The following is a 12905-nucleotide window of genomic DNA, read 5'->3' as shown; positions in this document are numbered from 1 at the left end:
ACGAATCCGCCGGGTCTTTTGCCGCCTGGCGATTCATGCCCCAAGGGAGCAATTCGTGTTCCCCGCCTCGTTCAGCGGCGACGGCGCGGATGCGGCAGCGCGTCGAGCTGACGCAAGATGCGCCCGGGCGCACTCGCGATGCTCCGCATTTGCTGGGGGAAGAAACGGTTTTCTGCTACAACGTCAAAGCACTTTCGCACCGTTCCTGACCAACGCAAATGAACAAACGTCAATTTCTAGCCGGCGCCGCCGTGCTTGGCGCAAGCGCCGCGCCGGCGTTCGGCAACCAGCGTGTCCATGACGAAGCATCCGCGGCGTCGCCCGTCATCCTGACGATCAGCGGCGCGATCAAGCGCCACAATCGCGGCGCGCTCGATCCCGCATTCGATCAGTTGCTGGCGAAGCATCAGGTGAAGTTTTCGCAAGCGTACAACGTCGATCTTCCTCTGCTGGCGAGCATGCCGGCCGTGACCATCCAGCCCACCACCGAATACGATGCCCGGCCGCATAGGTTGAGCGGTCCGTTGTTGACCACGTTGCTGGAACACGTCGGCGCGCCCGGCGCGGGTGGAACGCAAATCCTGTTGCATGCGGTGGACGGCTACGCCGTGATGACGACGCTCGATAAAGTGCGCGCTTATCGCTTCGTCGTGGCGACGCATATGGACGGGAAGCCACTGCCGCTCGGCGGCATGGGGCCGCTCTGGGCCGCCTATGATGCGGATCACATTCCCGAGTTGTCTGCGAAGCCGCTGAAGGAGCGCTTCGAGTTGTCGCCCTGGGGGCTTTATCACGTGCAGGTGATTGCGGGGTGAGGTTCGATTGGGGATACGGAATTAATCCGCTCGTGCTTTATCGGAACGTTGGCGGAAATATCAAGCTTGGCCGCTATACCCCCTCGATCCGGACTTCGATACCCCTGCGGACAAGTCACCGAGAGTTGTCCTCGATGGGCGCGTTCGTCCATATCATGCAAAATAGCCGCATTCTAAAATGCTGAGGATGGCTCGTGGGCGTCAACTTCGATCTGAACGATTTGCAGGCGTTTCGAGCCGTCGTGGAGTTGGGCAGCTTCCGCAAGGCAGCGGAGGCGGTCAACATTTCGCAGCCGGCGCTAAGCCGGCGCATCGAGAAGCTCGAAGCGGCGCTCGGCGTGCGGCTCTTCGAGCGGACTACTCGCAGCGTGACGCTCACCACCGTAGGTCGCGTGTTCGCCCCAAGCGCGGAACAGCTTCTCGACGATCTCGACGTCGCGTTGCTCGGCATCCGCGACGTGTCCACCAGCCGCCTCGGTCATGTGACCATCGCGTGCGTGCCGTCGGTTGCCTACTATTTCCTGCCGAGCGTCATTGCCGCCTATCACAGCCGCTATCCGCGGATCCGGGTCAAACTGCTCGACTCGAGCGCCAACGAAGTGCTCGGCTCGGTCATCAGCGGTGAAGCCGATTTCGGCGTGAGCTTCATGGGCAGCCAGGAATCCGAGGTCGAGTTCAAGGTCCTGCTGCAGGAACGGTTCGTCGCCGCATGCCGCCGCGATCATCCGCTGGCCCGAAAGACACGTGTGTCCTGGAGCGAGCTTTATGAGCACGAATACGTTTCCGTCGACAAGACTTCCGGCAACCGCCTGCTGCTCGATCAGGCGTTGACCAACGTGGCGCCGGCCGTGCCGAGCGTCTGCGAGACTCGCCACGTCACCACCCTGCTCGGCCTGATCGAAGCGGGACTCGGGGTGGCGGCCGTGCCTTCAATGGCGATGCCCATGCGCGACCATCCGATTCTCACCAGCGTCCCGCTCGTCGATCCGGTCGTGACGAGGCGAGTCGGCATCGTCAGGCGCCGGGGACGCCCCCTCGCGCCGGCCGCGCAGCAGTTCTACCAGACGATCCTCGACACGAAGCGCAGCGGCATGGCCGGCGCGGCGAAGAAGACCCCGAAATGACACTGCCAAGGCCCTTCAGGCTGCTTTACGTCCAGGTTCTGCTTGGAATGGCGCTCGGCATGACTGTCGGCCACTTCTGGCCGCAGGTCGGCGCGTCGCTGAAACCGCTCAGCGACGCGTTCGTCGCGCTGGTGCGCATGATGATCGCGCCAATCGTCTTCTGCACGATCGTCACCGGCATCACGTCGCTTGCGAGCGGCTCGAAGATCGGCCGGACCATCCTGAAAGCGCTGGCGTTGTTCTACTTTCTCACCATCGTTGCACTCGTCCTGGGGCTCGCGACCGCGTTCGCGCTGCATCCGGGCGCGGGACTGCATATCGACCCACATCATCTGGACACCGCCATCCTCGCGCAATATTCGACTCGCACGCAGTCGCACGGACTCGTCGAATTCGCGCTGCATGTGATTCCGGAGACGCTCGTCGGCGCCTTCGAGAAAGGCGAGGTGCTGCCGGTCTTGCTGCTCGCCCTTCTGTTCGGCTTCGCATTGAACGCCAGCGGAGACGGTGGCCGACGGGTACAGGAATTCATCGACGGCATCGCCCATGCGCTGTTCCGCATCCTCGCGCTGATCATGCGGCTCGCGCCGGCCGGGGCATTCGGCGCGATGGCGTTCACGGTGGGCCGTTTCGGCATCCGTTCGATTGGCTCGCTCGGCATGCTGATGGTGTCGTTCTATGCGGCGTGCCTGCTGTTCGTCGTGTGCGTGCTCGGTCCGCTCGCACGCCTGCACGGCTTCTCGCTTTGGCGGCTGCTGCGCTACATTCGCGAGGAACTCGTCATCGTGCTCGCGACGTCGTCGACCGAACCGGTGCTGCCGCGCCTCATCGTCAAGCTCGAAGCGCTTGGCTGCAACAAGGGCATCGTGGGTCTCGTGCTGCCGGCCGGCTATTCCTTCAATCTCGACGGCACGGCGATCTACCTGACGCTCGCCTCGATGTTCATCGCGCAAGCGTGCGATGTGCACCTCTCGGGCGGCCAGATCGCGACGATGCTCGCGGTCATGCTGCTCACGTCGAAGGGCGCGGCGGGCGTATCGGGCAGCGGCCTGGTTGCGCTCGTCGCGACGCTGGCCGTCATTCCCGATCTGCCGCTTGCAGGCGTCGCGCTGCTGGTCGGCATCGATCGCTTCATGTCCGAGGCGCGCGCCCTGACGAGCGTGATCAGCAACGCGTGCGCGGTGATCTTCGTATCGATGTGGGAGCGCGCCTGCGACCGAACGCGTCTGAAGGACGCCTTGAGCCTGGCGCATCAGTCAGAACAACCCTTCGATCAGCCCGCCGACCTGCCGGGCTGAATCGTTGCCGCGATGCTTCACGCTCACAAAACGTATGGTGTGCCGTTATTTCGTTCTTGCTTTCCCTGACTCCTTACCTTAAAGTAAGGATTATTGGAGGGATCACCATGACAACAGCAACTCTCACTTCGAAGGGCCAGGTTACGATCCCCGTGGACGTCCGCAATCAGCTTGGCCTGCAATCGGGAGACCGGATCGAATTCAGCTTCAACGAGGCGACCGGCCGGTACGAGGTCTATCCGGCCACGCGCTCGCTTGCGTCGCTCAAGGGCATCGTGAAGAAGCCTGCTAAACCGGTGTCGGTCGAAGACATGAACCGGGCCATCGCGGAACAGGGAGCATCCGCGCGATGATTGGACTGGATACGAACGTGCTGGTCCGCTACTTCGCCCAGGACGACGCCGTGCACTCGAAGAAGGCGACGGCGCTGATGGAGTCCCTATCGGCCGAGCGGCCGGGGTACGTTTCGCAGGTCGCCCTGGTCGAAGTCGTGTGGGTGCTCGGACGTTGCTACGGCGTCGAGCGCGAGCAGATGAAGGACATCATTGACTCGATGATCGGCACCAAGGAACTGGTCGTTGAAGGCGCTGACACGGTGCGAAAGGCACTTCGCGTTTTCGCCGCATCTGCAAAGTCGGACTTCGCGGACTGCCTGATCGAGCGCTCGGGGTATGTAGCCGGATGCGAATACACGGCTACTTTCGACGTGGCGGCCTCGAAGGTCGCGGGGATGCAGTTGATCAAGTAATCGCGGCGCGAACTAATAAACGGGAAAACGTGACGATTGAGCTTCTTGACTTACGCGCGTCGTCGTGAGCTTCGTTGTCGGCTCAAAGACGACTGTTGAGCGCGATTCGTTGGACCTGTCTGCACCCGGCGACTCATACATCATGAGTAAGGAAAGGCCGTCAATGCTCGCAGAACAACGTCAATTCCTTTCTCTCTCATTCATCGAAGGCCTGGTAGTTCGACGCGCTTTTTGCGCAGGTTCGCTTCGAGCCGGCTCCACCGGATTCTGCGCCGCGGCCGCCATGATCCACTTTCTGAATGCGATGACTGCGGCATCGTCCGCGCGATCGGTGTTCACGACCAACGTGTAATCGGGCCCGCGCCAGGCCGGCTCTGATATCGGACACACGAGACGCCCTGTTGCGATCTCGCGCTCGATGAGCGGCAGCGACGCCAACGTCACGCCGAGGCCTTCGGCAGCGGCGCCCAGTTGAAGAAAAACATGATCGAAGTCGAGATGGCGGGCGCCGCGCAGGCCCGGTGCGCCGGCCTCCCGCAACCAGTCGGACCAGGCCGTGCGAGTGCTGGTGGAATGAAGGAGCGTGTGATGTCGCAAATCGGCGACCGTCCTGATCGGATGGCTTAGCAGCATCGCCGGGCTACAGGCGGGCAGACGCAAGTCGGGCATCAGCGTCGTTGACACGAGGCCTGCCGCGTCCTCGGGTCCCGAGCGCACGCCGACGTCGAATGCATCACCGACGTAGCGCAACTTGCGTGAGGTTGTAGAGAGCCGCACATCGATGTCCGGGTAGCGAGCCTGAAAATCCGCCAGGCGCGGTATGAGCCAGCACAAAGCGAAGCTCGCCAGCGCATTCACGCGCACGACCCCCGTTATACGACGCGTAATGGATTTGTGACGCAGCCGGGTGACCGAGCTGCCCAGGCGCGCAAATGCACCTTCGACATCATTGAGCAGAGCCGCGCCCTCGTCCGTAGGCACGACGCCACGCGAGCGACGCTCGAAGAGCGGAACGCCGAACCAGTCTTCCAGCAATCGAATCTGTTTGCCGACCGCCCAGTGCGTGACGTGCAGATCGCTCGCCGCAGCCGCGAAACTCCCGAGGCGGGCGACCGCCTCGAAGTGCCGCAACGCATTCAACGGGGGCAACTTGTCCGCGTCTTTCCTCGTGCGTTTGTCTGTGTCCATAAGGTGACTTTTTCTCCCGTCTGACTCAATTTTACGTCAGTTGTGAGAACGTTCTGGGCGAACCTAGACTATGGGGTGCCCTGTAACAAAACGCTCGAGTTGTCGCCGAGACTCGCGCTTCCGAAATTCGGTTGAACCGTGAGACTTTTCTCTTTCTCCACTCCAACGACGCGCGTCGCCGACGGCCCCGATCAATCGACCTCCGTGTCACGCACGCGCGTCTTATGGCTCTCGTGCATGGCGCACGCGCTGCACGACGGGTACACCGACATGATCTACGCCTTGCTGCCTGTCTGGCAGGCGGACTTTGGACTCAATTACGGCGCCCTGGCGATGTTGCGCGCCATCTATGCGGGCGCGATGGCAACGCTGCAATTGCCCGCTGGACGCCTGGCACGCACATTGGGCACCCGCGCGACGCTTGCGTTCGGCACGTTGCTGGCCGCGTTGGGCTATGCCGTCGCAGGCATGTCCGGCACCCTGCTGGGCTTATGCGTCGCGCTCGCCATCTCGGGAAGCGGTTCGAGCACACAGCATCCGCTGGCTTCGGGAGCCGTCTCGCGCGTGTATGGACGCAACGCTCGACGGCCGCTCAGCGTCTACAATTTTTCAGGCGACCTCGGAAAATCCGCGCTTCCGGCGGCTATCTCGCTTCTGATTACCATCATGCCGTGGCGCCACGCGCTTTGGGCCATGTCGACCGTTGGCGTTTTAGTCGCGGCAGTGATTGCACTTTTTCTCCCATCGGTTCCTCGGGACGAGTCTTCCATCGAGGAAGCGTCGAGCCACAACAGCAACGGTTCGCGAGCGGGCTTTTCACTGCTGTTCACGATCGGCGTGCTCGACACCGCCGTGCGCATGGGGCTATTGACCTTCCTGCCCTTTCTCCTGAAAACGAAAGGCATCTCGCCACCGATGATGGGCACGGCGCTCGCGCTCGTCTTCATCGGTGGCGCCGCCGGCAAGTTCGTGTGCGGCTGGCTCGGCGCGCGCGTGGGCGTCATCGGAACCGTGCTCGCAACCGAAGGCGGCACGGCGGCGTTGATCCTTGCCGTGATTTGCCTGCCACTGGCGCCCGCTTTGATCGTGCTGCCGCTGCTCGGCGTGATGCTCAACGGCACATCGTCGGTGCTTTACGGAACGGTGCCCGAACTGACGTCGGTCGAGCGTACCGAGCGAGCGTTCGCGCTCTTTTATACCGGCACCATCGCTTCGGGGGCACTCGCTCCGGTTGCCTACGGTCTTCTGGGCGACCGCATCGGCGTACTCGGCGCCACGCTTGCGACCGCGGCCACGGCGCTGGCCGTCTTCCCACTGGCGCTTGCGCTTCGTCCGCATCTGCGCAAGACGTGATCTCGTTCGGGACGCGCTCGTCGGTCATTTAGCCCAGCGCCCTCGTCACACGAGTGACAGCATCGCGCAAGCGTCAGTGCAGCCTGAATCATCATTTCACCATCACGTGGAGGTTCGCCGGATGAATACTGTTTCGCAGGCCCCGTTGATTCTGATAACCGGAGGAGGCCGTGGCGTGGGCGCGGCGACCGCGCGGCTTGCCGCCGCACACGGTTACGATGTGGCGATAAGCTTCGTCTCCAACGAGTCTGCCGCCCTTGCGGTGGCGGCCGAGGTGGAATCGCTCGGGCGACGGGCTTTACCCATGCGCGCCGACAGCGCGGACCCAGAACAGGTCGCTCAGCTATTCGCCGCGATCGACCGAACGTTCGGCCGGATCGATGTGCTGGTGAACAACGCCGCGATCATTGCGCGGCAATCCCGGCTAGAGGATCTCGAATTCGAGCGGATGCAGCGTATCTTCGCGGTCAACTCGATCGGCCCCATTCTCTGTGCGCAGCAGGCGGCAAAGCGCATGTCGTATCGTCACAGTGGGCGGGGCGGCTCCGTGATCAACATCTCATCGGCATCGGCCCGGCTCGGTAGCCCGAACGAATACGTCGACTACGCCGCGTCGAAGGGTGCCGTCGAAACCTTCACCACCGGTTTTGCAAAAGAAGTCGCGCGGGATGGGATACGCGTCAACTGCATTCGCCCTGGGCACATCTACACTGACATGCATGCCAGCGGCGGCGAGCCGGGACGGGTGGAGCGCGTCAAGGACTCGATCCCCATGGGAAGAGGCGGTCAACCCGAAGAGGTTGCGCGGGCGATCCTATGGCTGGCAAGCGCCGAGGCTTCCTTCATCACCGGCACGTTCCTCGATGTCACTGGCGGCAAGTGAGCAACAGGGTGCGGCGCCGGGCGCTTCCCTCGGCGAACCGCATGACGCAAATAAAGACAGGCCCGGATAAATCGCCGCGGCTGAACCTGCTAACCTGATTGCCCTGGCCGCGAACCGATAGCCGTCTATGCCCCGTGGCCCTGTCAACCGAACTACCGATGCCGCCACTGTTTCGCCGTCTATTGCTGCTGTTGCACGCGTTGCGTTACGGCGCGCGCCTGCTCTGGCTGGCCGCGCCGTCCGAGCACAAACTGCACTGGCTGATCCAGTTGATCGTCCGCATGCAGGCCTCCGGGCGCCGCCTCGAACGCCTGCACGACGTGCTGCCGGCTCTCGGACCGCTCGCGAGCCGCTTCGCGCGGACGCTGGCCGAACGGCCCGAACTCGCAACGAGCACCTTGCACGACGCCATCGACGCAATCGATCACCTCGAAGCGCCGCTGCCGCCGCCCGAATCGGAACAGGCTTTGACGCGCGCATTCGGCCGTCCGCTCGCCACGCTGTTCAGCGCCGTGGATCTGGTGCCGGTGCGCGGCGGCTTCGCCGAACAGACTCACTTCGCGCGGCTCCTCGCGCCGATCAACGGCCATCGCGAAGTGGCGATCAAGCTGGTGCGCGCCGATCAACTGCAACAGATCGTCGACGAACTCGCGCTGTTGCGCTGGGTCGCGCGCTGGCTGGAGAAGATGTCAGGCAGCGCGCGCCGCCTGCAATTGCGCGCGCTGGCGCAGACGTTCACCGACGACATCCTGCGCCGCTTCGATCTGCGCGCCGAAGCCGCCAATCTGAGTCAGACCGGCCATCATTTCGACGGCGACGCGCGCATCGTCGTGCCGAGCGTCATCTGGGATCTGTGCACGAGCCACACGCTGACGATGCAGCGCATCAGCAGCTTGCCGGCCAGCGACCTGACCGCCCTGCGCGCGCATCACGTCAAGCTCGCGCCGCTGGCCGCGCATATCGTCGAGGTGGTGACGGAGCAGGCGTTCGAGCACGGCTTCTTTCACGCGACGCTCGATGCGCGCCGGGTGCGTGTGAGCATCGAACCGGACACACTCGGGCGTCTCGTGCTCGCGGAGTTTTCGATCATGTCGAGTCTGTCGACCGATGAGCGCGAGTTCTTCGTGCATGGCGCGACCGCCCTGTTCGACCAGGACTATGGCCGGCTGGCCGAACTGCATCGCGACGCCGGGCACGTTCCCCACGACACGCGCGCGGACCTGCTCGAGGCCGAGTTGCGCACGCGCGCCGAAGCGCATTTCGCCGCCGCGCCGGCAGACCGCTCGGCGGGTTCGCTGTTTCAGCATCTGCTGCACGTCGTACAGCCGTTCGACGGCGTCGTGCCCACGCGTCTCGCCACCGCGCAGCGCTCCTTTCAGCAGGCGGAGACGTTGGCGCGCGCGCTGCATCCGGGCGTCGATAGCTGGAACATCGCACGCGGCGTACTCGCGGACATTGCGCGGCGCGACGTCGATCATCGCGGCTGGATCAAGCGCATCTCGCGCGAGTTGCCGCACCTCGCGCATATGCTGCCGCGCGTGCCGCAACTGGCGGTGCGCTATTTGCAGCATGAACACGACCGCGCGCGCACGCCACGGCAGAACGCTCAATTGATGGCGGATATCGGGCGGGAGTACCGTCGCACGCGGCTGCTGTTGTGGGCGTGTGTGTTGTGCGGCGCCGTGCTCGGCGCGGGCACGGCTTTGCTGGCGTGGTGGTGATGAGGTCGATGTAGATGGGATGAATGTGAGGGCTGGGGCGGTTGGGGCGGTTGGGGCTCTTCGTGCTTTTCGTGCTTTTCGTGCTTTTCGTGCTTTTCGTGCTCTTCGTGCTCTTCGTGCTCTTCGTGCTCTTCGTGCTCTTCGTGCTCTTCGTGCTCTTCGTGCTGTCGGTGCTCTCCGCGCTCTCGGTGCTCTCGGTGCTCTCGGTGCTCTCGGTGCTCTCCGTGCTCCCAGTGCTCCCAGTGCTCGCCGCGCTCCCAGTGCTCGCCGTGCTCCCAGTGCTCGCCGTGCTCCTGGTGTCGCAAGAACCCTGGCCGCCGCGATTGCCGCGAGCGTGGCCAACGCAACCGGTCCCATCGTGACTGCCGGTGCCGGTGCTACAAAGGTTCACCCGCCGTCGAGACGAACAACCGATTGCAGCTTCGAACAAGACACGCGTCACGCATCCCGCGAAGATGGCGGTTTTTCACATCAAGCTTTCCGATGCTCGCTTCCCTGATCGCCGCCGTCTTCGTCGTATTGTGGTCGACCGGTTTCGTGGTCGCGCGGGCGATCACGCCCTACGCCGATCCCAATCTTTTCCTGCTGGCGCGCTTCGGCGGCACCGCGCTGATCTTCGCGCTTGCCGCCGTGGTAGCGCGCGCCGCCTGGCCGACCGGCCGCGATTTCGGCAAGCACCTGGTGGCGGGCGCGCTGCTGCAAGGCGTCTACCTCGGCGCCGGCTACTGGGCCGTCGCGCAGGGTTTGAGCGCCGGCGTGATGGCCTTGCTCGGCGCGCTGCAGCCGCTCGCGACCGCCGCCGTCGCGGCGCCGCTGTTCGGCGGGCGGCTTTCGCGGCGTGGCTGGGCCGGCATGGCGCTCGGTCTTGCCGGGGTGGCGCTGGTTCTCGAACCGAAGCTCGCATCGGCCGCGCCGCCCTCGCCTCATGGCGACGCGCCGCCGTGGCTGGTGGTGCTCATCTCGATCGGCGCGGTCGGCGCGATCACGGCGGGCACCTTGTTTCAGAAGACTTCGCTTGCCAAGGCCGATATTCGCAGTGCGAGCGCGGTGCAGAATTTCGGCGCGGCGCTCGTCGCGGTCGTGCTCGCGCTGACACTCGGCGAGCATCGGTGGATCGCGTCGCCCGTGTTGTGGACCTCGCTCGCCTGGGGGATCGTGATGCTCTCGGGCGTCAGCGTCACTTTGCTGGTGTGGATGGTGAGGCGTGGCGATGCGGCACGCGCCACCGCGCTGCTGTTTCTCGCCCCGCCGCTTGCCGCGCTCGAAGGTTATGCCGGCTTCGGCGAAACGCTGCTGCCGGTGCAGATCGCGGGTTTCGCGGTGGCGTTGCTGGGTGTGTTGCTGGCGCGGTCGTGAGGCGTCGGCTGAGTGCTAGCCGCCGCCGGGGCCGGGGCGCTCGTGAGAGGTCGGACGGAGCGCTCGTCGCGCCAATGCGAGCATGAGTGCGGGTTGCCGCCAGTCGCGTCGACGCGGGCTAAAGCAAAGCGCTAGCCGCAAAGCGAAGCGATCGTGAAAATTCGAGTGGAGCGCCAACGGCACTCGCCCTATCGAGAGAATGCCCGCAGCCTCTTGCCACGCTGACGCGCTGACGAAAGTTCAGGCGCAGCAATGGCCGAAGTTCGAGCGAAGCGCTGACCGAAGTCGAGCGAAGCGCCGACCGAAGTTCGAGCGAAGCGCTGGCCGCGCCGTCGCCGGGCACGGGCCAACAATCGTTCAGCGCCTGACCCGGTTCCAGCCGCCCACGAATATCAATCCGCCGAACTCGCCCCGGCCGGCACCTTGGCGAGTGCCTTGCCGCCTGGCGCCGGCGCCCACGCGGGACGGCTCTCGCGCTGCGAATCCACCACGACGATGTACCGCCCCGCCCACGGCGTCATCTGCCGATTGCTTTTCAGCACCCACAGCGATTTGCCGGATTCGGCCAACGCCGCATATTCGGCGTCGAGAATGCCGTAGTGGTCGAGAAACGTATTGAGCGACGCGGGGATCCGCACGCAACCCTTCGAGTGGCGAATGCCGAGCACCGGCTCGAGCCAGTCGGGGTCGGTGGCGTGCATCTGCAGCCGCATCTCCGAGATGCCGCCCTTGCCCCAGCCGCGCTGGCCTTGGGCCCAGCCGAAGTCGAAGATCCGCATGTCGCGCTGGCCGTAGCCGCGAATATGGTTGTCGTTCTGCGTGCCTTCTGAACGGAAATCCATGTTGGCGGGCGTATGTTCGAACACGCCGAGCGGCGTGATGAAGTGGTCGTACTCGCCGGGCCGTCCAGTCGAAACCGGCGACGCACCGATCATCTGCCACGTGTCGGACGGCGTCGCGCGGAAATAGATGAACAACGCCTGCACGTTGGCATTGCGATCGACCAGCACCACATACTCGCCCGACAGGCCGCCCAATGTCTGCGCATCGAGCGCCGCTTGCAGACGGTCGGCGTAGGCGCGTTGCTCGACGGCCGGCACTTTGAGCCGGCGCGTCACCTGTTGCGCGAACGCGTCCCGCAAGGCAAACGCGCGACGCGGATCGACCACGCCGCCGGCATCGGGCGCCGTGACCGCCGACGCGTCGAAGAGAGGCGCGGGCCGGCTCGCCGGGAGTGGTTTCGATGCGGGCTTGGATCGTGGCGCGGGTGCCGATACGGATACCGGAGCGGACGCCGATGCCGAAGCGGACGCCGAAGCCGAAGCCGAAGCCGAAGCCGATGCCGATGCCGATGCGGATGCGGATGCGGATGCGGATGCCGATGCCGATGCCGCGATCGCGACGCCGCACGACAGCGCGCACGCGGCGCACAAACCGGCGACCGACGCACGCGCCAGGCAACGAAGCAAAGAACCCGCGCGCATCGCATGCAACACAGACCACAAAGACGCCATACACCACACTTCACGCCGACGAGCCACCGATACGAAAGTCATGCGGCCGAGTGGAGGCTGGCCAGGCCGATGCGGGTAGTTCATCGCGCAGTTGAGAAAAGCTGATTATTATTGACCGCCCAGTCGTCCACCGGATCGACGGCTCGCCGGCTCACGCGGCGCCTGCACTTCCGCGACGACACGCGGCATGAGCGGGCGTTGCCATACACGCCGTTCGACTGGCCGACGCAGGCAAGCGGGAAGTGACAGAGGATCGGAAATGCGAGGAAAGAATGTGTGCGCGGACACGCTGATCGAGCCGGCGTCTTGCCATGAACCGCATTCGAGAGATTCGCTTTCAGCCGCTCGATGAGCAACCGAATGAGCAACCGAACGCGCAACCGCGTGAACGACTCATTGAGCGGCCGGCGGCTCGTCGGTGAACAGATCCGCGCTTGCTTCGAGCGCCACGCCGCCCAACTGCTTACCGTGAATCTGCCGCGCGATCACCTCGCCGACATAAGGCACTTGCGCGTCCAGCTCCACCGTGGCGTACGCGCCGGGCTTGCCGGCGTCGACCACCTCGATGTGTTTCGCGTAATGCCCCAACTCGCGCTTGAGGAATTCCCGCACTTCCTGCTCGCTGCACGATTCGGCAATGTTGCGCACGATCAGGTTCATGCAGTTTACCCTCGGCGTGCGCCGCGGCCCCTGCCGCGATCCGCGGTTTGCACGCGCACTGGGCGCAACGCGGCGCGCTGTTTCGCCTGAGCGGCGGCAAGTTCGCGGATCATTGCAGCACCAGCGGCGCCCAAAGCGGCCAATGACAAGTAGAAGGCAATCATGGAAATCTCCCCTGCGAAATTCGTCCTGTTTTCTCAGGATAGCCACCAGCGACCGCAAAAGCGATGCGACGCAGTGTCTGA

At 64.4% G+C, this 12905-nt stretch carries 13 protein-coding genes; 10 read left to right on the top strand and 3 right to left on the bottom strand.

Features of this window, described 5'->3' with window-relative positions; genetic code table 11:
• The first annotated feature begins 218 nt into the window (after positions 1–218).
• The 5 genes from CUJ90_RS28515 to CUJ90_RS28495 all read left to right on the top strand — a co-directional run bounded on the left by CUJ90_RS28515 (position 219) and on the right by CUJ90_RS28495 (position 3985).
• On the top strand, positions 219–815 hold the full coding sequence (locus CUJ90_RS28515) for a putative pterin-binding protein (protein ID WP_114164368.1): 597 nt from the start codon (positions 219–221) through the stop codon (positions 813–815).
• A 194-nt stretch (positions 816–1009) separates the two neighbouring features.
• Positions 1010–1939, top strand: coding sequence for a LysR family transcriptional regulator (locus CUJ90_RS28510; protein ID WP_114164367.1), 930 nt, complete (start codon positions 1010–1012; stop codon positions 1937–1939).
• The gene (gene dctA, locus CUJ90_RS28505; RefSeq protein ID WP_114164366.1) at positions 1936–3237 is read left to right on the top strand and encodes a C4-dicarboxylate transporter DctA; all 1302 of its coding nucleotides are present in this window, start codon (positions 1936–1938) and stop codon (positions 3235–3237) included. The genes CUJ90_RS28510 and dctA overlap by 4 nt, the downstream gene beginning before the upstream one ends.
• A gap of 107 nt (positions 3238–3344) precedes the next feature.
• Complete coding sequence (locus CUJ90_RS28500) at positions 3345–3590, top strand: AbrB/MazE/SpoVT family DNA-binding domain-containing protein (protein WP_073429293.1); 246 nt, start codon at positions 3345–3347, stop codon at positions 3588–3590.
• Positions 3587–3985, top strand: a complete 399-nt coding sequence (locus CUJ90_RS28495; RefSeq protein ID WP_073429245.1) for a PIN domain-containing protein — start codon at positions 3587–3589, stop codon at positions 3983–3985. Before CUJ90_RS28500 ends, CUJ90_RS28495 begins: the two co-directional genes overlap by 4 nt.
• 180 nt (positions 3986–4165) lie before the next feature.
• Here CUJ90_RS28495 and CUJ90_RS28490 read toward each other — a convergent pair whose 3' ends face one another.
• Positions 4166–5173: a LysR substrate-binding domain-containing protein gene (locus tag CUJ90_RS28490; RefSeq protein WP_114164365.1), complete on the bottom strand. Its 1008-nt coding sequence runs from the start codon at positions 5171–5173 to the stop codon at positions 4166–4168.
• 138 nt (positions 5174–5311) lie between these two features.
• On the opposite strand from CUJ90_RS28490, the gene CUJ90_RS28485 reads away from it, so the two are divergent.
• From CUJ90_RS28485 to CUJ90_RS28465, 5 genes are all read left to right on the top strand, one after another.
• On the top strand, positions 5312–6526 hold the full coding sequence (locus CUJ90_RS28485; protein ID WP_422879713.1) for an MFS transporter: 1215 nt from the start codon (positions 5312–5314) through the stop codon (positions 6524–6526).
• Positions 6527–6647: 121 nt separating this feature from the next.
• Positions 6648–7409: an SDR family oxidoreductase gene (locus tag CUJ90_RS28480; RefSeq protein ID WP_114164363.1), complete on the top strand. Its 762-nt coding sequence runs from the start codon at positions 6648–6650 to the stop codon at positions 7407–7409.
• Between the two features lie 158 nt (positions 7410–7567).
• Positions 7568–9130, top strand: coding sequence for an ABC1 kinase family protein (locus tag CUJ90_RS28475; RefSeq protein ID WP_114164362.1), 1563 nt, complete (start codon positions 7568–7570; stop codon positions 9128–9130).
• Between the two features lie 50 nt (positions 9131–9180).
• The gene (locus tag CUJ90_RS32710) at positions 9181–9492 is read left to right on the top strand and encodes a hypothetical protein (protein ID WP_208645265.1); all 312 of its coding nucleotides are present in this window, start codon (positions 9181–9183) and stop codon (positions 9490–9492) included.
• A gap of 121 nt (positions 9493–9613) precedes the next feature.
• On the top strand, positions 9614–10486 hold the full coding sequence (locus CUJ90_RS28465) for a DMT family transporter (RefSeq protein WP_114164360.1): 873 nt from the start codon (positions 9614–9616) through the stop codon (positions 10484–10486).
• Between the two features lie 392 nt (positions 10487–10878).
• On the opposite strand, the gene CUJ90_RS28460 is transcribed toward CUJ90_RS28465, so the two are convergent.
• Entirely contained in the window at positions 10879–11970 is a 1092-nt protein-coding gene (locus CUJ90_RS28460; protein WP_244220129.1) for a L,D-transpeptidase, read from the bottom strand.
• Positions 11971–12393: 423 nt separating this feature from the next.
• The gene (locus CUJ90_RS28455) at positions 12394–12660 is read right to left on the bottom strand and encodes an RNA-binding protein (protein ID WP_114164359.1); all 267 of its coding nucleotides are present in this window, start codon (positions 12658–12660) and stop codon (positions 12394–12396) included.
• Positions 12661–12905 lie beyond the last annotated feature (245 nt).

Origin of the sequence: Paraburkholderia terricola, assembly GCF_003330825.1 — a bacterium.
GTDB classification, from domain to species: Bacteria; Pseudomonadota; Gammaproteobacteria; order Burkholderiales; family Burkholderiaceae; genus Paraburkholderia; species Paraburkholderia terricola.
Note: the sequence above shows the minus strand (reverse complement) of the source record. Positions and strands in the feature narration are given on the sequence as shown.